The organism is Streptomyces sp. NPDC040718 (assembly GCF_055593565.1).
This window is the reverse complement of the sequence record NZ_JBVIXO010000025.1, coordinates 44167-61419: the sequence shown is the minus strand read 5'-3', so window position 1 is coordinate 61419 and position 17253 is coordinate 44167. Positions and strand designations below refer to the sequence as shown.

19 protein-coding genes are annotated in these 17253 nt (G+C 72.1%); 11 read left to right on the top strand and 8 right to left on the bottom strand.

The features are described from left to right. Nucleotides 1–91: 91 nt before the first annotated feature. Together ACZ597_RS34480 and ACZ597_RS34475 are read right to left on the bottom strand one after the other, a co-directional pair. Entirely contained in the window at nt 92–859 is a 768-nt protein-coding gene (locus ACZ597_RS34480) for an SDR family NAD(P)-dependent oxidoreductase (protein ID WP_471339133.1), read from the bottom strand. 126 nt (nt 860–985) lie between these two features. Continuing rightward, a complete protein-coding gene (locus tag ACZ597_RS34475; protein ID WP_471339130.1) occupies nt 986–1318 on the bottom strand; it encodes a YnfA family protein in 333 nt (110 codons plus the stop codon). A gap of 73 nt (nt 1319–1391) precedes the next feature. Here ACZ597_RS34475 and ACZ597_RS34470 point away from each other — a divergent pair, with 73 nt between their 5' ends. Next, on the top strand, nt 1392–1922 hold the full coding sequence (locus ACZ597_RS34470; RefSeq protein WP_471339128.1) for a hypothetical protein: 531 nt from the start codon (nt 1392–1394) through the stop codon (nt 1920–1922). 11 nt (nt 1923–1933) lie between these two features. Here ACZ597_RS34470 and ACZ597_RS34465 read toward each other — a convergent pair whose 3' ends face one another. Beyond that, complete coding sequence (locus ACZ597_RS34465) at nt 1934–2671, bottom strand: Mut7-C RNAse domain-containing protein (protein WP_471339126.1); 738 nt, start codon at nt 2669–2671, stop codon at nt 1934–1936. 54 nt (nt 2672–2725) lie between these two features. After that, the gene (locus ACZ597_RS34460; protein ID WP_471339124.1) at nt 2726–3142 is read right to left on the bottom strand and encodes a winged helix-turn-helix transcriptional regulator; all 417 of its coding nucleotides are present in this window, start codon (nt 3140–3142) and stop codon (nt 2726–2728) included. A 194-nt stretch (nt 3143–3336) separates the two neighbouring features. Between ACZ597_RS34460 and ACZ597_RS34455 the strand changes: the two genes are divergently transcribed. Together ACZ597_RS34455 and ACZ597_RS34450 are read left to right on the top strand one after the other, a co-directional pair. After that, nucleotides 3337–4233: an NADP-dependent oxidoreductase gene (locus ACZ597_RS34455; protein WP_471339138.1), complete on the top strand. Its 897-nt coding sequence runs from the start codon at nt 3337–3339 to the stop codon at nt 4231–4233. Between the two features lie 797 nt (nt 4234–5030). Further along, entirely contained in the window at nt 5031–5933 is a 903-nt protein-coding gene (locus ACZ597_RS34450) for a helix-turn-helix domain-containing protein (RefSeq protein WP_471339122.1), read from the top strand. Between the two features lie 128 nt (nt 5934–6061). On the opposite strand, the gene ACZ597_RS34445 is transcribed toward ACZ597_RS34450, so the two are convergent. Next, nucleotides 6062–7855, bottom strand: coding sequence for an ice-binding family protein (locus ACZ597_RS34445; protein WP_471339120.1), 1794 nt, complete (start codon nt 7853–7855; stop codon nt 6062–6064). Between the two features lie 268 nt (nt 7856–8123). Here ACZ597_RS34445 and ACZ597_RS34440 point away from each other — a divergent pair, with 268 nt between their 5' ends. Continuing rightward, nucleotides 8124–8285 carry a hypothetical protein gene (locus ACZ597_RS34440; protein WP_471339118.1) on the top strand — a complete coding sequence of 54 codons (162 nt, stop codon included), beginning with the start codon at nt 8124–8126 and terminating at the stop codon, nt 8283–8285. Between the two features lie 263 nt (nt 8286–8548). Here ACZ597_RS34440 and ACZ597_RS34435 read toward each other — a convergent pair whose 3' ends face one another. Beyond that, a complete protein-coding gene (locus ACZ597_RS34435) occupies nt 8549–8986 on the bottom strand; it encodes a hypothetical protein (protein ID WP_007264729.1) in 438 nt (145 codons plus the stop codon). Between the two features lie 328 nt (nt 8987–9314). Between ACZ597_RS34435 and hemL the strand changes: the two genes are divergently transcribed. The 7 genes from hemL to ACZ597_RS34400 all read left to right on the top strand — a co-directional run bounded on the left by hemL (nt 9315) and on the right by ACZ597_RS34400 (nt 16222). Beyond that, nucleotides 9315–10637, top strand: a complete 1323-nt coding sequence (gene hemL / locus ACZ597_RS34430) for a glutamate-1-semialdehyde 2,1-aminomutase (RefSeq protein WP_471339116.1) — start codon at nt 9315–9317, stop codon at nt 10635–10637. Beyond that, entirely contained in the window at nt 10634–11308 is a 675-nt protein-coding gene (locus ACZ597_RS34425; protein WP_469115508.1) for a histidine phosphatase family protein, read from the top strand. The genes hemL and ACZ597_RS34425 overlap by 4 nt, the downstream gene beginning before the upstream one ends. Before the next feature lie 136 nt (nt 11309–11444). Further along, nucleotides 11445–12089 carry a TlpA family protein disulfide reductase gene (locus ACZ597_RS34420; RefSeq protein WP_471339114.1) on the top strand — a complete coding sequence of 215 codons (645 nt, stop codon included), beginning with the start codon at nt 11445–11447 and terminating at the stop codon, nt 12087–12089. Nucleotides 12090–12093: 4 nt separating this feature from the next. Beyond that, nucleotides 12094–12873: a cytochrome c biogenesis CcdA family protein gene (locus tag ACZ597_RS34415; protein ID WP_471339112.1), complete on the top strand. Its 780-nt coding sequence runs from the start codon at nt 12094–12096 to the stop codon at nt 12871–12873. A gap of 13 nt (nt 12874–12886) precedes the next feature. Then, on the top strand, nt 12887–14605 hold the full coding sequence (gene resB / locus ACZ597_RS34410; RefSeq protein ID WP_471339110.1) for a cytochrome c biogenesis protein ResB: 1719 nt from the start codon (nt 12887–12889) through the stop codon (nt 14603–14605). Continuing rightward, nucleotides 14602–15693 carry a c-type cytochrome biogenesis protein CcsB gene (gene ccsB, locus ACZ597_RS34405; RefSeq protein ID WP_471339108.1) on the top strand — a complete coding sequence of 364 codons (1092 nt, stop codon included), beginning with the start codon at nt 14602–14604 and terminating at the stop codon, nt 15691–15693. The genes resB and ccsB overlap by 4 nt, the downstream gene beginning before the upstream one ends. A 25-nt stretch (nt 15694–15718) precedes the next feature. Continuing rightward, nucleotides 15719–16222, top strand: a complete 504-nt coding sequence (locus ACZ597_RS34400) for an SRPBCC domain-containing protein (RefSeq protein WP_471339106.1) — start codon at nt 15719–15721, stop codon at nt 16220–16222. On the opposite strand, the gene ACZ597_RS34395 is transcribed toward ACZ597_RS34400, so the two are convergent. Both ACZ597_RS34395 and ACZ597_RS34390 read right to left on the bottom strand, forming a co-directional pair. Next, entirely contained in the window at nt 16198–16743 is a 546-nt protein-coding gene (locus ACZ597_RS34395; protein WP_471339104.1) for a hypothetical protein, read from the bottom strand. The two genes, ACZ597_RS34400 and ACZ597_RS34395, sit on opposite strands and share 25 nt — an antisense overlap. Nucleotides 16744–16846: 103 nt before the next feature. Next, the gene (locus ACZ597_RS34390; protein ID WP_471339102.1) at nt 16847–17203 is read right to left on the bottom strand and encodes a PLD nuclease N-terminal domain-containing protein; all 357 of its coding nucleotides are present in this window, start codon (nt 17201–17203) and stop codon (nt 16847–16849) included. Between the last annotated feature and the right edge of the window lie 50 nt (nt 17204–17253).

Here is a 17253-nt window from a genome sequence, read left to right as displayed (position 1 = left end):
GCCAGAAGGGCGTCCAGGTTTGTCTTCACACACTGACCAACGGGCGCCCTTCGCCATGGTCGCGACCAGCACAGACATCGGACTCATTCATCTAGAGCTCGCGGTGGACCTTCGTGTTCGAGGCCTGGGCGCGGGGGCGGACCACCAGCAGGTCGATGTTGACGTGGCTGGGGCGCGTCACCGCCCAGGTGATCGTGTCGGCCACGTCGTCGGCGGAGAGGGGCTCCGCGACGCCCTCGTAGACCTTCTCGGCCTTCGCGGCGTCGCCGCGGAAGCGGGTCTTCGCGAACTCCTCGGTCTTGACCATGCCGGGCGCGACCTCGATGACGCGGACGGGCCGGCCGACGATCTCCAGGCGGAGGGTCTCGGCGAGGACGCGGGCGCCGTTCTTGGCGGCGACGTAGCCCGCGCCGCCCTCGTAGGTGGCGTGGCCGGCGGTGGAGGAGAGCACGACGACCGTGCCGTCCCCGGAGGCGACGAGGGCGGGCAGCAGCGCCTGGGTGACGTTGAGGGTGCCGATGACGTTGACCTCGTACATCGTGCGCCAGTCGGCCGGGTCGCCGGTGGCGACGGGCTCGGCGCCGATGGCACCGCCGGCGTTGTTGACGAGTACGTCGCAGCGCTCCAGGGAGGCGGCGAAGGCGTCGACGGCGGGCCGGTCGGTGACGTCGAGGGCGTGCGCGGTGGCCTCGTGGCCGGCCTCGGAGATCTCGGCGGCGAGCGCCTCGATGCGGTCCTTGCGGCGGGCGGTGAGGACGACGTGGTAGCCGGCCGCTGCGAGCTGCCGGGCGGTGGCCGCGCCGATTCCGCTGCTCGCGCCGGTGACTACGGCGGTTCGGGTGGCCGGGCGCGTGCTCATGGGCGGGGCTCCTCGTGGGGTCGCGGGGGTCGCGGGTCGCGGGTGACCTCGTGGATCGCGGGGTCGCGGGGGTCGCCCGCCGGTTCGGTCGTTCGTACGGACGAATCTCCGCCAGCATAGGCCGGGTCAGCGGCGCGGCGCGTACATGATCACGGCCATCCCGGCGAGGCAGACGAGCGCGCCCGCCACGTCCCAGCGGTCGGGCCGGTAGCCGTCGGCGACCACGCCCCACAGCAGGGACCCGGCGACGAAGACCCCGCCGTAGGCGGCGAGGACGCGGGCGAAGTCGCCCTGCGGCTGGAGGGTGGCGACGAACCCGTACAGGCCGAGGGCGATCACCCCGGCGCCGATCCAGGCCCGGCCCTTGTGCTCCCGTACCCCCTGCCAGACCAGCCAGGCGCCCCCGATCTCCAGGAGGGCGGCGAGGGCGAAGAGGGCGGCGGAGCGGGCGATCGGCATGGCTCGAAGCCTACGCACGGGGGCGGGGCGGGGCCGCCGGGCGAATGGCGGACGGCTCGCCCTCATTCGTGTGATGGTCCGATCGGCGGTCGGGCGGGGTGGCTACGGTCCGCGCGAGGAGGTGGTGGCGGTGCGCCGTGGTGCCGTACGCAGTGTGGTGGTGGCGGGCTTGCTGGTGCTGTGCGGGGCAGGGCCGGCGGGTGCCCGGCCGGGTTCGGACGAGGAGGCCGACGTGGCCTACCACGGACGGGTCCGGCTGGCGCACGGGCAGCTGAAGGTGTGGATGGTGCCGCAGAACGAGGGGCCGGCCGAGGTGCCGAACGCGACCGTGCGGGTGCGGCTGTCCGCGGACCTCGCGGACCGGCACGAGCTGTCCGAGGGGTGCGCGCGGGTGGGCCGGCGGGAGGTGGTGTGCGAGACGGGCCCGCTGCCGCGGCACGGGCGGGGACGCCACATCGCGCTGCTGCTCGGGCTGCGGGAGCGGCCGGCGGAGGTGGCCGTGCGGATCGACACCCTGTGGGACGGCGGCACGGCCGACCGCAACCACGCCAACAACGAGCACGTGGTGCTGGCCCTCGACACGGGCGACCCGTACGCCTTCTGAACCGAACGGGGTCAGACGGTGGCGCCGTTGCCGAACTCGGCCACGGCGTCGCCGACGATCCGCTCCAGGCGGGAGTGGTGGGCTCCGCGCCAGTAGACGCGCTCGCAGTCGGCGCACTGGGCGAAGACGTCGTACGAGCGCTGCGTGCCGTGCTCCAGCCGGTCGCCCACGCTGTCCTTGTCGGCTTCCCGGAGCGGGCCGTTGCAGGCGGTGCAGCGGCTCCAGGGCGCGAGCTCGGGGGCGAACCGGCCGAGGACGTCGCGCAGTTGGTCGTCGGGGTTGTCGCTGTAGACGTACGCGCCGGCGAAGATCTCGCGGCGGCGCAGCAGTCCGCGGTCGCGGGAGAGCAGGACGCGCTGCTCGGCGGCGGAGCGGGTGGCGAGGGCGGGGTCGCCGATGTCCTCGTTCTCGTAGGCGGCGTCGACGCCGAGCAGGCGCAGGCGGCGGGCGAGGGTGCCGAGGTGGACGTCGAGGAGGAAGCGCAGCGGGGCGCCGGTGACCTGCTGGGGCCGGTCGATGCCGAACACCTCGACCGATTCGCCGGCTCGGGGCACGTACGAGACGGTGACCTCCTGCCCGTCCACGAGCAGCCGGCCCACTTCGGTGAGGGGGACGCCGGCGGATTCGACGACGTGTCCGAGGCTGGAGGCGCCGTCGGTGGCGGTCGGTACGCGGTCGACGCGCCGGCTGGGCGGGGCGAAGAGGCGCAGCTCGGGCGCGAGGGTGAGGTGGATGCCGGGACCGTTCACGGTCCCAGCATGCCATTGGGGGCCGGGGCGGCGCGGCCGAATTTCGGAGGGGGCTCAGGTGGTGGCGGCGGCCTCGTCGTAGGCCTCGCGGTGGGCGCTGACCTCGTCGAAGTGGTTCTCGGCCCACTGTTTGACGGAGGAGAGGAGGCAGCCGAGGCTGCCGCCGAGTTCGGTGAGGCGGTAGTCGACGCGGACGGGGACGGTCGCGGTGACGGTGCGGGTGACGATGCCGTCGCGTTCGAGGGAGCGGAGGGTCTGGGTCAGCATCTTCTGGCTGACGCCGGGGATCTTGCGGCCGAGTTCGCTGTAGCGCATGGAGCCCTGTTCGGCCTGGCCGAGGGCGCTGAGGACGAGGCCGACCCACTTGTCGCTGATGCGGGCCAGGAGCTGGCTGGTGGGGCACTCCTTGACGAAGGCGTCGTAGGCGGCGCGGGCCTCCTCGCGGAGGGCGGCGGCGGTGCGGGTGGCCATGGGGTGCCCACTTCCGGGTCGGGTACGCACTCCGCAGTGCGCACTTACGAAAAGAGAGTACCTCTCCATAAGTTAGTGGTCATCGGGAACGGCCGAACGAACACGACGGGGAGAGAACGATGAGCGAGCAGCAGCAGACCCAGACCCAGACCCAGACCCAGACCCGGACCCGGACCCGCACCCGGATCCGGACCATGCGGGCGGCGGTCGTCAGCACCTTCGGCGGGCCGGAGCGGGTGGAACTGGCCGAGGTGGCGGTTCCGGAGCCGGGGGCCGGCCAGGTCCGGGTCCGGGTCCGGGCCGCCGGGGTGAACCCCGTCGACGGCGCCGTCCGGGCGGGCGTCTTCGGCGGGGCCGGGCAGCGGCTCGGGCTCGGCTGGGACGTGGCGGGCGAGATCGACGCGGTCGGCGCCGGCGTGGACGGCTGGACGGAGGGCCGCCGGGTGGTCGGGCTGCACTACGGCCCGGTGAAGCCGCTCGGCACGCACGCCGAGTACGCGGTGCTCGACGCCTCGGCGGTGGCGGCGGCCCCGGAGTCGGTGGACGACGCGGCCGCGGCGGCGCTGCCGCTGAGCGGCCTGACGGCGGCCCGGGCCGTGGACCTGCTGGGGCTCGCCCCGGGCGACTCGGTGCTGATCACCGGCGCGGCCGGCCTGGTCGGCGGCCTCGCGGTGCAGCTGGCGGCGCGGGCGGGGCTGGTGGTGACGGCGCTGGCGGGCGCGGGGGACGAGGAGTTCGTGCGCTCGCTCGGCGCGGCGGAGTTCGTGGCCCGGGGTTCGGCGCCGGCCGGTCCGGTGGACGGGGTGCTGGACACGGCGGTGCTGGGCGCTCCGGCGCTGGCCTCCGTCCGCGACGGCGGCGCGTACGTCGGCCTCATCCCGGGCGCGGCGCCGGCCGCGGAGCGGGGGATCCGGGTGGCGGAGCAGGAGGTCGCCCCGGACGGCGCGCTGCTGGCCCGGCTGTCCGCCCTGGTGGACGCGGGCGCGCTGACGCTCCGGGTGGCGGACACCTTCCCCCTCGCGGAGGCTGCGAAGGCCCACGAAGCCCTGGCCGTCCCGGGCACCCGGGGTCGCGTGGTCCTGACCCCCTGACGCGCTCCGCCCCCCGCGCTCCGCCCCCCGCGCTCCGCCCCCCGCGCTCCGCCCCCCGGGCTGCGCCCGGACCCGCTTTCCCGGGGGCTCCGCCCCCAGACCTCCGCGCCTCAAACGCCGGCGAGGCTGAGATCGTCGGCGGGGCTGGAACGTCCAGCCCCGCCGGCGTTTGAGGCGAGAACGGGTGAAGGGGCGCCGTGTACATGGCGGCGATCAAGCCCTTCCGGTACCTGGGCGTGTACCCGGCGCTGGTCAAGGCGATCGGCCGCACGTGGCAGGAGAACGCTGCCGTGCGCGGCGAGGCCTGAAGGCCCCGGCCGCCCCGGGCAGGGCCGCCAGGGCCAGGCGAGGCGGTGCAGCCGGTGGCCGTTCTCGTGGAGGCGTTGGGAGGAGTCCGCAGCCCGGCCGTGGAGGCCGTCCTTGCGGTCGCTGTGGCCCTGCCCTGATTCCGCACGGCGCTGCCTCGTTGGCCCGGCAGCGGCCTCGGCGCTGTGTCAGTGGCCAGGAAGGGCGAGAGGGCGAGGTGCCGGCTCCCGCGCGGTGGTGGCGTGATTGACGGCCGCGATCAGGTGGGGCAGTCCCTGGGGGCCGGCATATTGCGCAGAAATTCATCGGAATGGGGCTCGTCGCGGTTGCTGCGCGGTCTGCAATTCGTATGGATGGGAATTTACGAAATTCAGGCCGCTCTGCGCCCGGCGCGAACCAATTGCACGACACGGGGTCAAGGTGGATCCACGTGCGCTGGCCATGGCAATCTGCTTGCCAGCGCAAGGGTTTCGAGCGGAGGTACACGGCCCGTGGGTGTCAATGTCAATCCCACCGTCAGCAGGCGCAGGCTGGGATCGGAGCTCCGTCGGCTCCGGGAGATGAGGGGCATGACGACGCCGCAGGTGGCCGAGAGCCTGCTGATCTCCCAGCCCAAGATCAGTCTCATGGAGAACGGCCGCCGCCTCATCAAGCCGCGAGACGTGCGCGATCTCTGCGGGCTGTACGGAGTCCAGGACCAGCGGCTTGTCGACCAGTTGATGCGGCTGGCCAGGGAATCGGGGCAGCAGGGCTGGTGGAATTCCTACGGCGATATCCCGTACGGCGCCTACATCGGCCTGGAGGCCGAGGCCGCAGCGATCCGGTGCTTCGAGCCCCTGGTGATCCCCGGCCTGCTGCAGACCCCCGCCTACGCTCGGGCGGTCATTGCAGGAACGATCCCTCAGGCCACCGCCGAACAGGCCGCCATGCGTCTCCAGGTGCGGCTGCGGCGCCAGCGCAGGCTGGGCGTCCCGGACAATCCGCTGCGCTTATGGGCCGTACTGGACGAGTCGGCACTGCGGCGCCTCGTAGGCAGCCGCGAGGTCATGCGCGAGCAACTGGAGCATCTGACCCACCTCGGAGCCCAGCCGCACATCACCGTGCAGGTCCTCCCCCACGACGCGGGCGCGCATCCCGGTGTCTCTGGACAGTTCGCGCTGCTGGAGTTCGCCGACGCCACCGACGTGAGCGTGGTGTATTTGGAAAGGTTCACCAGCGATCTCTATTTGGAGAAACGATCCGACGTCAGGATCTACAGCGATATGTATGCCCACCTGCAGGCCCAGGCACTGAGCCCGGACAGTACCCGTCACTTCATCGACGAAGCCATCAAGCTGTATGTCGCCACGGAATCCTGGGGAGACGCCCGCACGCCCTTCCCGCCGAAGCCGTGAGCGTCGTGCGGTACGCGTCCTGAGACAGAGGACCGAGCCCCTGGACGACGTGTCCAGGGGCTCGGCTTCGGGCGCTGTCGAGACGGATCGGTCAGAGGCGCGAGGCTGTCACACCGGCCTTGTGCCGGCTAGTGCTGTCGACGAGCCGTACCTCGGCGGGTTCTCTTCATCGCGAAGACCGCCGAGCCTCCGACGAATACCAGGGCGGCTGCGGAAGCGGCCATGACGCCGGTCCCGCTGCTCGTGCTGGTAGCGGCGAGGTCGGGCGACGCCGGCTTCGGCTGCCGGGCCGTGGCGGCGCTCACGTGGGCGAAGTTGACGTTCTTGGCCGCCTGGCCGGGAAGCATGTGGCCCAGGGCGTCGTCGAGGCCGCCCGGCAGGAAGTCGGCCCACGGGGGCTTGCCCTGGTCGTGGTCGTCGGGACCGTGGCCGGGCTTGCCCTGGTCGTGGTCGTCGGGACCGTGACCCTGCTCGCCCTCACCCTCATCGTCGTGGTCGTAGTCGTCGCGACCGTGTTCGCCCTCGTCGCCGCCGTCGTGGTGGCCGTGATGGCCGTGGTCGTGATCGCCAGAGTCACCCTTCTCGCCCTTGTCGCCGCGAGGGCCCTTGGGTCCGGCGGGTCCGGTGGGTCCTACGGGTCCGGTGGGTCCGGCGGGTCCGGCGGGTCCGGCAGAACCGGTGGGTCCGGCGGGTCCGGCAGAACCGGTGGGTCCGGCGGGTCCGGCGGGTCCGGCAGAACCGGTGGGTCCGGCGGGTCCGGCGGGTCCGGCAGAACCGGTGGGTCCGGCGGGTCCGGCAGGTCCGGCAGAACCGGTCGGTCCGGCGGGTCCGGCGGGTCCGGAGGGTCCGGGTGCGCCGTCGGGTCCGGGTGCGCCGGGGCTACCGGTGGGGCCGGCGGGTCCGGCGGGTCCGGAGGGTCCGGGTGCGCCGTCGGGTCCGGGTGCGCCGGGGCTACCGGTGGGGCCGGCGGGTCCGGCAGGTCCGGAGGGTCCGGGTGCGCCGTCGGGTCCGGGTGCGCCGGGGCTGCCGGTGGGACCGGGCGAGCCCGTCGGCCCGGGCGGCCCGGCCGGGCCGGTCGGGCCGGGAGACCCGGTGGGGCCGGGGCTGCCGGTGGGGCCGGGAGGTCCGGGCGGGCCGGAAGGTCCGGGCGGGCCGGCGGCGCAGGTCGGCACCGTAATGGTGTTGTTGTCCATCGTGACCGCGGCCTCACGCGCCAGGGCGCGGCCTTCGATCACGGCGCTGTTGTTCAGCGTGATGGACTGCATGGCCAGGATGGTGCCCTTGAACTGGGTGGTCGTGCCGAGGGTGGCGGAGGTGCCCACCTGCCAGAACACGTTGCAGGCATTTGCTCCGTTGATGAAGGCCACGGAACTCGACGAAGCCGTGGTCAGGGTCGAGGGGATCCGGAAGATGAAGACGGAGTTGGGGTCGCCCTGGCCGTCGAGGGTGACCGTCCCGGTGAGTTGCAGGGACGGCGGGGACGCCGGGGCCGTGTAGACGCCGGGCGCCAGCGTGAGTCCGCCGATCTCGTCCGAAGCGAGAATGGTCCCGGGCCCCCGGCCTGCCGCGTCGTCGTAGGCGACGACGAGGTCGGACTTCGCCTGAGCGGCGGCGGCGTTGGGGGCTACGCGAATCACTCCGTTGACGATGCCGGGAGGGAAGCCGGTCACCGACGTGCCCGGATAGAGCCCCAGGTCACCGTCGATGACCGTGTCGTTCGTGTTGGTGACCGTAGAGCCGGCCAGGACCCCGTAACTGGCGGTGGTCCCCAGCAGCACGGGGGCTTCTGCGGCGTGGGCGAGGGTCGGGATCAGGGTGGCCGCTAGGAGCGCTGTGGGGAGCAGGGCGAAGGCCCCCCGTTTGAGCAGTTTGTGGTGGGGACTTGTGTCGGGTGGAGCCGACCGGATGGCGTCCAACGCCATGGCAGGACCTTTCTTGTTGCTTCGGGTCTCAGTCCCCCGTAGGAGGATCCCGAGCGCCCGCGACGATGGCTGCTGAGGGCCGCAGGCCCCCTATCGGCGCCGGTGCGAAGGCTCACCCCGAGCGGGAGCCGCAGACCGTCCCTTCCAGAGATGTGATGCGCCGTCACATGAGAGTATTCACGCATATTTCGCGGCAATAGACCGCAAATCGGGAAAAATGGTCTGCATGGGTGACGCGACGTCAGGGACCCGTGTGCGTTGAACGGCCATGCAAATCTGTTGGGCCGTCAGAGCGGAGCGCGTCGGACGCATCCGAGAGGCCCGCCGCCGCTACCTCGACGGGCAGCAGCGCAAGGAGAACTTCGGGACCGGGGCGGCGGCCGGCAGCCGGGCTGCCGAGGTCGACGCCGAGCTGCGGCACGGCGCGTAGGTCGTCCTCAGCGCGACCGAGGAGATGCCCGCCGGCTACGCGCAGAAATGGCTGGACGCGAATTCCGCCGGCCCGACGACCGCTCTCCGGTGCGAGGCCACGGTCCGCAACCACATCACCGCCCGCCTCGGACGGCGCGAGCTGCGCTCACTCGACGACCGCCTGCTGCCCGAGAAGGGTGGCCCCGACCGCCTGACGGGCGGCTTCCGGTCCGGGGCGGGCCGCCCACGCGGAAGGCCGCCCACCGTGGATGAGATCCCGGGTCAGGGCCAGACGAGGCAGTAGGCCTGATGGCCGTTCTCGTGGAGGCGGTGGGAGAAGTCCTGCCACTCGTGCAGCAGCTGGTAGACGTTGAAGGCGTCGCGCGGGCCGCCCCGGTCGGGGACCGTCGACCAGATGAAGGCGGCCGCGCCCACCGACTCCTCGCCCACCCCGCGCAGCGGGTCCACCACCGTCATGGGCAGCTTGACCACCGCGTAGTCGGGGTGCAGGACGACGAGCTCCAGCGGGGGCACCTTGTGCAGGGGTATGCCCTCGATGCCGGTCAGGACCATCGCGGCCATGGTCTCCGGCTTGATCTTGGTGAACATGCCGCCCATGCCGAGCTCGTCGCCGCCCAGCTCCTCCGGCCGCATCGTCTGCGGTACCCGCGCGGCCGTGGCGCCGTCGGGGGCGCCGAAGTACTTGTACGTCACCCCCATGCCGCGGCCCTTGGGCAGGCCGCCGGTGTCCTCCGCGTCGTCCTCGCCGCCGGGCGCCCGGCCCGGACCGGGCCCCGGTGCGGGATCGGCGGCCTCGGCCGCGCGCCGACGGTGCTTGCCGCGGCGGCGGGCTTCGCGGGCGCGCTGCGGGTCGAGGCCGTCGGTACCCTCGCCCGGTCCACCACCGCGTTGCATATCTCCACCCGACACGTATTGCCTGCCCCGGCCCCGCGGCCCCCGCCACGCAGCCTGATCATCATGGCAGTGACCTCCCCCGCGGCGGCGCGGTGAAACGCCCGTCCGCAAGTCTGTCGCGGCCTCTGAGACCATGGCTGGTGTGAGCTACCCGTACCCGTATGAAGCCCCAGTTTCGCAGACGCTCTTCGAGCGCGCGTCCCTCGTGACCCCCGGCGGCGTGAACTCTCCCGTGCGCGCCTTCCGCGCCGTGGGCGGTACGCCCCGGTTCATGGTGTCCGGTACCGGTCCCTACCTGACCGATGCCGACGGGCGCGAGTACGTCGACCTGGTCTGCTCGTGGGGGCCGATGATCCTCGGCCACTCCCACCCCGAGGTGATCGAGGCGGTGCAGGCGGCGGTCGCCCGCGGCACCTCCTTCGGCACGCCCGGCGAGGGCGAGGTCGCCCTCGCCGAGGAGATCGTCGCCCGTATCGAGCCCGTCGAGCAGGTCCGCCTGGTGTCCTCGGGCACCGAGGCGACCATGTCGGCGATCCGGCTGGCCCGCGGCTTCACCGGCCGCGCCAAGGTCGTCAAGTTCGCCGGCTGCTACCACGGACACGTCGACGCGCTGCTGGCCGCCGCCGGTTCCGGGCTGGCCACCTTCGCCCTGCCCGACACCCCCGGTGTCACGGGCGCGCAGGCCGGCGACACGATCGTGCTCCCCTACAACGACCTGGAAGCCGTGCGGGCCGCCTTCGCCGCGCACCCGGGCGAGATCGCCTGCGTGATCACCGAGGCCGCGCCCGGCAACATGGGCGTCGTCACCCCGGCCGAGGGCTTCAACCAGGGCCTCGCCGACCTGTGCCGCGAGAACGGCGCGCTGTACATCTCCGACGAGGTGATGACCGGTTTCCGGACCTCCCGCGCCGGCTGGTACGGGGTGGACGGGGTCAAGCCCGACCTGATGACCTTCGGCAAGGTCATGGGCGGCGGCTTCCCGGCCGCGGCCTTCGGCGGCCGCGCGGACGTCATGGGGCACCTGGCCCCGGCCGGCCCGGTCTACCAGGCGGGCACGCTCTCCGGTAACCCGATCGCCACCGCCGCCGGCCTCGCGCAGCTGCGGCTGCTGGACGCGGCGGCGTACGAGAAGGTCGACGCGGTCTCGAAGGAGATCCAGGGCCTGGTGACGGCGGCGCTGGCGAAGGAGGGCGTGGCGCACCGGCTCCAGACGGCGTCGAACATGTTCTCGGTGTTCTTCACCGCGGACCCGGTCCGCAACTACGACGAGGCGAAGACGCAGGAAGGGTTCCGCTTCAACGCGTTCTTCCACTCGATGCTGTCGCAGGGCGTGTACCTGCCGCCGTCGGCGTTCGAGTCCTGGTTCGTGTCCACGGCCCACGACGAGCGGGCGGTCGAGCGGATCGCGGCCGCGCTGCCGGCCGCCGCGCGCGCCGCCGCGGAGGCGACCGCATGAGCGACATCACCGTCGTCCACGTGGTGCGGCACGGAGAGGTGCACAACCCGGAGGGCGTCCTGTACGGCCGCCGGGCCGGCTACCACCTCTCCGAGCTGGGCCGGCAGATGGCCGACCGGGTCGCCGAGCACCTCCAGGACCGGGACGTCACCTACGTGGTGGCCTCGCCGCTGGAGCGGGCGCAGGAGACGGCCGCGCCGATCGCGAAGGTGCACGGCCTGGAGCTGGCCACCGACGGCCGGCTGATCGAGGCGGGCAACGTCTTCGAGGGCAAGACCTTCGGCGTCGGTGACGGCGCGCTGCGCAAGCCCGGCAACTGGAAGCACCTGACGAACCCGTTCAAGCCGTCGTGGGGCGAGCCGTACGTCGAGCAGGTCGTGCGGATGATGAGCGCGATCGAGGCGGCGCGGGACGCGGCGCGCGGGCACGAGGCGGTGGCGGTGAGCCACCAGCTGCCGATCTGGATCGTACGGAGCTTCGCGGAGCGGCGGCGGCTGTGGCACGACCCGCGGCGGCGCCAGTGCACGCTCGCTTCGCTGACGTCGTTCACGTACCAGGACGACAAGCTGGTGTCGGTCGGGTACAGCGAGCCGGCGCGGGACCTCGTTCCCGTACACCTCCTCGCGGGGGCGAAGCCGGTCAAGGGCAAGTCGAAGGCCTTCGGGGCCTAGGAGTCCGCGCCCCCGGCCAGGCCCCGGCCCGCCCCCGGGGGGCTGGCGGAACCTTTCCGCCAGCCCCTGACCAGGGCCTTAACACCCCGTCGGGGGGTGCGGAAGATCCGCAAATCGGTCATGCGAAACTTTTCACATGAGCCTTAGCCGCGCGCGTTCACCTCGAACCAGCTGCCGCTCGACCAGCGGCCGCGCCGTCCTGCTGACCGCGATCACCCTCGCGAGCGCCCTGACCCTGTCCGCGTGCGGCGATTCGGACGGCGGCGGCAAGTCGGCCGGGTCCGCCGGCGGGAACTACGTGACCGGCCCCAGCGGCATCTCCACCGTCGCCAAGGCCGACCGCGTCGACGCCCCCAAGCTCGACGGGGAGACCGTCGAGGGCAAGACGCTCGACACGACCGCCCTCAAGGGCAAGGTCGTCGTCCTCAACGTCTGGGGCTCCTGGTGCCCGCCCTGCCGCGCCGAGGCCCCGTACTTCGCGAAGGTCTCCAAGGACATGGCCGACGGCGGCAAGGACGTCGCGTTCGTCGGCATCAACACCCGCGACAACAGCAAGCAGAACGCCGCCGCCTTCGAAGAGAACTTCGGGATCACCTACCCGAGCCTCTACGACCCGGACGGCAAGCTGATGCTCCGCTTCCCCAAGGGCACGCTCAACGCGCAGTCCATCCCCTCGACGATCGTCCTCGACAAGCAGGGCAAGATCGCCGCCCGCACCCTCGTCGCGGTCAACGAGGAGCAGCTGCGCTCGATGATCGACCCGCTCCTCGCGGAGCAGTGACCGCGTGACACCGCACCTCCCGCTGGCCGCCGAGGCGATCGGCGCCAACACCACGGTCCTGAACGGGGCGCTGCTGCTGGCCCTGCCGATCGCGTTGTTCGCCGGGCTGATCTCGTTCTTCTCGCCGTGCGTGCTCCCGCTCGTCCCCGGCTACCTCTCCTACGTCACCGGCGTCAGCGGTGCCGACCTCGCCGAGGCCCGGCGCGGCCGGATGCTGGCCGGGGCGAGCCTGTTCGTCCTCGGCTTCACCGCCGTGTTCGTCTCGACGGGCGCGCTCTTCGGGCAGTTCGGCGACGTCTTCCAGGGTGAGAACAAGGAGGTCATCACCCGGGTGATGGGCGGCCTGGTGATCGTCCTCGGCCTCTTCTTCATGGGCGCGATCCCGGGCCTGACGATGCGGGAGTTCCGCTTCCACAGGAAGCCGACGGCGGGCCTGGTCGGCGCGCCCCTGCTGGGCGTGCTCTTCGGCGTCGGCTGGACGCCGTGCATGGGCCCGACCCTCGCCGCCGTCCAGACGCTCTCCATCGACCAGGCCACCGCCGGGCGCGGCGCGCTGCTGACGGCCGTCTACTGCCTCGGTCTCGGCCTGCCCTTCATCCTCGCCGCGCTCGCCTTCCGCAAGGCGCTCGGCGCTTTCGGCTGGGTGAAGAAGCACTATGCATGGGTGATGCGGATCGGCGGCGGCATGCTGATCCTGACCGGCCTGCTGCTCGTCACGGGGATGTGGACCGGCATCGTGAACGAGATGCAGAGCTGGACCCAAGGCTTCACGGTGGGGATCTGAGGACTACACGGACATGAGTACGACCGACAAGGCGCCCGTGGAGGCGCCCACGGACAGCGTCACGGACAAGGACACGGACGGCGACTCCGTCGACGCCGCCGCCGGAGCGCAGCTCTCCACGGCGCCCGTCGAGGAGAGCGCGGCCGCCCCCGCCGGCATCGGGGTGATCGGCTGGGCCCGCTGGTTCTGGCGCCAGCTCACCTCCATGCGGGTGGCGCTGATCCTGCTGTTCCTGCTCTCCCTCGGCTCCATCCCGGGCTCCCTCGTCCCCCAGACGCAGGTGGACCCGATGAAGGTCGCCGACTGGAAGCAGAAGCACGAGTTCTGGGTGCCGGTCGCCGAGAAGCTCCAGCTCTTCGACGTCTACAGCTCGGTGTGGTTCTCCGCGATCTACATCCTGCTGTTCGTGTCGCTGATCGGCTGCATCGTGCCGCGCACCTGGCAGTTCGTCGGCCAGCTCACCGGCCGCCCGCCGGGCGCGCCGCGCCACCTGAAGCGGCTGCCGGCATACGCGACGTGGCGCACGGAGGCCTCCCCGGCGGAGGTGCTCACCGCGGGGAAGGCCCTGCTCCGCAAGCGGGGTTTCCGTACGGAGCCCGTCGGCGACGCCGTCGCCGCCGAGAAGGGCTATCTGCGCGAGGCCGGGAACCTGGCCTTCCACATCGCCCTGATCGTGATGCTCGTGGCCTTCGCGGCCGGCCAGCTCTTCAAGTCCGAGGGCGGCAAGCTCGTCCTGCGCGGCAAGGGCTTCTCGAACACGCTCACCCAGTACGACGACTTCAAATCCGGCAGCCTCTTCTCCTCCGACAACCTCCCGCCGTTCTCGTTCACCCTGGACAAGTTCGACGCGAGCTACGAGAAGACCGGCCCGCAGAAGGGCACCCCGCGCGACTTCAAGGCGTACGTCACCTACAGCGAGGGCGCGCACGGGGAGCCGGAGAAGGCCGAGATCGAGGTCAACAAGCCGCTGGAGATCGACGGCTCCAAGATCTTCCTGCTGGGCCACGGCTACGCGCCGGTCATCTCGGTGACCGACCCCACCGGCAAGGTGATCTACAAGGACGCCGTGCCGATGCTGCCCTTCGACGCCAACCTGAGCTCCTCGGGCGCGGTCAAGGTCCCGGACGGCTACCGCAACAAGAACGGCGACAAGGAACAGCTCGGCTTCAACGCCATGTTCGTGCCGACCTTCGCGGGCGAGGGCAAGGGCACGATGCTCTCGCAGTTCCCGGCCCTGGACTTCCCGGTCCTCGCCCTCAGCGCCTACCACGGCAGCCTCGGCGTCGACGCGGGCCTCCCGCAGAACGTGTACCAGCTGAACACCTCCAAGATGCAGGAGTTCAAGAACCCCGAGGGGCAGCTCTTCAAGCAGCGGCTGCTGCCGGGCGAGACGATGACCCTGCCCGACGGCGCGGGCACCGTGAAGTTCGAGGGCATCGAGCGCTGGGCGACCTTCTCGGTCACCCAGCAGCCCGCCAACGGGCTGGCCCTCGCCGGCGCGGTGATCGCCATCGGCGGTCTCGCCGCGTCCCTGTTCATCCAGCGCCGCCGGATCTGGGTCCGCGCGGTCCCGGGCGAGGACGGCCTGACCGTCGTGGAGCTGGCGGGCCTGGGCCGCAGCGAGTCGGCGAAGCTGCCGGAGGAGCTGTCGGTGCTCTGCGCCGCCCTGTACGAACGGGCGCCCAGCCCGGCCGAAGCGGTAACCACAGAGGAAGAAGGGGAGCGCGCATGACGACGCTGCTCGCGGCGGCGACGAACGAGAGCCTCGCCGATCTCAGCAACAAGCTGGTGTACGCGTCGATGGCGGTCTACACGCTCGCCTTCCTCGCGCACATCACCGAGTGGGTCTTCGGCAGCCGCAGCAAGGTGGGCCGTACGGCCGCCGCGCTGACGGCGTCGAAGGCGGCGGCCGGCGCGGCACCCGCCGTCCAGGTGCGCACCAAGGGCGGGGGGACGGCCGTCCTCGACAAGCCCGAGGTCGTCACCCGCTCCGCGTCGGGCACCCGGGACGTCCCGGACGGCCCGGGCGCGGCCGGCGGCACCGAGCAGGGCGACCTGTACGGGCGGATCGCGGTCTCGCTGACCGTGCTCGGCTTCCTCATCGAGGCGGCCGGCGTGGTCTCCCGCGCGATGTCGGTGGAGCGGGCCCCCTGGGGCAACATGTACGAGTTCTCGGTGACCTTCTCCACGGTCGCGGTCGGCGCGTACCTGCTACTCCTGGCGCTGAAGAAGAACGTCCGCTGGCTCGGACTGATCCTGGTCACGACGGTCCTGCTGGACCTCGGCATCGCCACCACCTGGCTCTACACCGACAGCGACCAGCTGGTGCCGGCGCTGCACTCGTACTGGCTGTGGATCCACGTCTCCACCGCCATCTTCTGCGGCGCGGTCTTCTACATCGGCGCGGCCGGCGCGGTGCTCTACCTGTTCCGCGACGGCTACGAGAGCCACCTGGAGCAGGGCCGCACCCCGGGCCGGTTCCGCACCTCGGTGCTGGAGCGGCTGCCCTCGGCGGCCTCGCTCGACAAGTTCTCGTACCGGATCAACGCGGCGGTCTTCCCGCTGTGGACCTTCACCATCGTCGCGGGCGCCATCTGGGCGGGCGACGCGTGGGGCCGCTACTGGGGCTGGGACCCCAAGGAGGTCTGGTCCTTCGTCACCTGGGTGGCGTACGCCTGCTACCTGCACGCGCGGGCCACGGCCGGCTGGAAGGGCCGCAAGGCCGCCTACCTGGCACTCTTCGCCTTCGCCTGCTGGATCTGGAACTACTACGGCGTGAACATCCTGCTCAGCGGCAAGCACTCGTACGCGGGCGTCTGACCCGGGGGAGTGGGACGCTGGTGGTATGTCTCCTGTGAGCCATGCCACCAGCGAGCCGCGCGGCCCCGGCCGCTGGATCATCCGCTTCGAGATGCACCTGCCGTACGCGTACGAGGCCCTGTGGCCCGCCCTGACCACGGCGGATGGGCTGCTCGGCTGGCTGGCGGCGGCGGACGTGCTGGAACGCCGGCTCGGCGGGGCCGTCACCCTGCGCTGGCTGAACACCGGCACCACCGTGTCCGGGCAGGTCACCGCCTGGGACACCGAGCGGGTCGCCGAGTACACGGTCTCCGAGCACGGGCGGATCCGCTTCCACCTGGAGGCGGTGGGCACCGACTCGACGGTGGTCCGCTTCCTGAACGAGCGCGGCGGCTCCGACGAGGAGCGCCTGGACTGCCTGGCCGGCTGGCACGACCACTTCGAGCGGCTGGAGGCCCTCCTGGCCGGGCACCCGACGGACTGGGCGGCCTGGACCGACGCCCGCTGGGCGGAGCTGCGCGCCTCCTACGCGTCCTTCTCCAGGACGTAGGCGCCGCGCGCCGGGCCGGTCCCGAGGAAGAAGCCGAAGTACAGCTCCAGCGCCCCGCGCCCGTCGCGGCGCAGCTCGAAGGTCCACGCGTACCGCTGCGGCGCGCCCGCCGGGGGGCCGGTGCCGGCGCGGGAGGCGGTGGCGGTCGGGGCGGGCAGCCGCAGCCGCAGGTGCTGGCCGAGGGTGCGGCCGGCGGGCTGTTCGGCGGTGAGCCGCCAGGAGCCGGGGCCCGAGAGCCGCCAGCCGGCGGCGTAGTCGCGCTCCTGGCCGTCGAGGAGGGTGACGGCGGCGCTGCCGTCGGCCCGGAATTCCACCTCGGTGCCGTCGACGCAGCGCCAGGTGCCGACGATCTCGGAGATGTCGGCGTCGTACACGGCGGGCACGGGGCCCGTGTCGTGGCGCTGCGGGTCCCAGCCGCCCGTCATGGCGAGCAGGGCGCAGGTCAGCACCCCGTACGCGAGCAGGTTGCGCAGGACCGTGTCGAGGATCCGGATCCGGGGCCGGGTGCGCGGCGGTGGCATGGGCCGATTCTGCCAGCGGTGTTGAACGTGTTCAATGATCTTTCCGGCCGTTTTTCGTCACGTCGCCGAGGGCACCCGCGTCCTGCCCTGGGCGCGGTGACGCCTACTCCTGGCCGGCGTCGCCCTTGCCCCGGTCGTCGCGGTCCCTGTCGCCGTCCTCGCCCTTGTCCTTGTCCTTGTTCCTCTCCTGCTCCTCGCGCAGGGACTTCAGGAACTCCGGGTTGTCGTCCGGCGCCACCCACTGCTGCCGGCGCGCCCGGCCGCCACCGCCGCCGACCGCCGAGCGCTTGCGGCCGGCGAAGAGCCACACCACCGGGCCGACGATCGAGAACAGCAGGATGATCAGCACCCAGACCGTCTTCGGGAGGTGCTTGACCTCCTCCTCCGGGGTGTTCAGGCAGTCGATGAAGGCGTAGATGGTCAGCGCCAGGATCAGCAGGAACGGCAGATAGCGCAGCACGGTGTGGGACCGACTCCCGGGAAGTGACGACGGGCCCGCGCGGGGCCCCG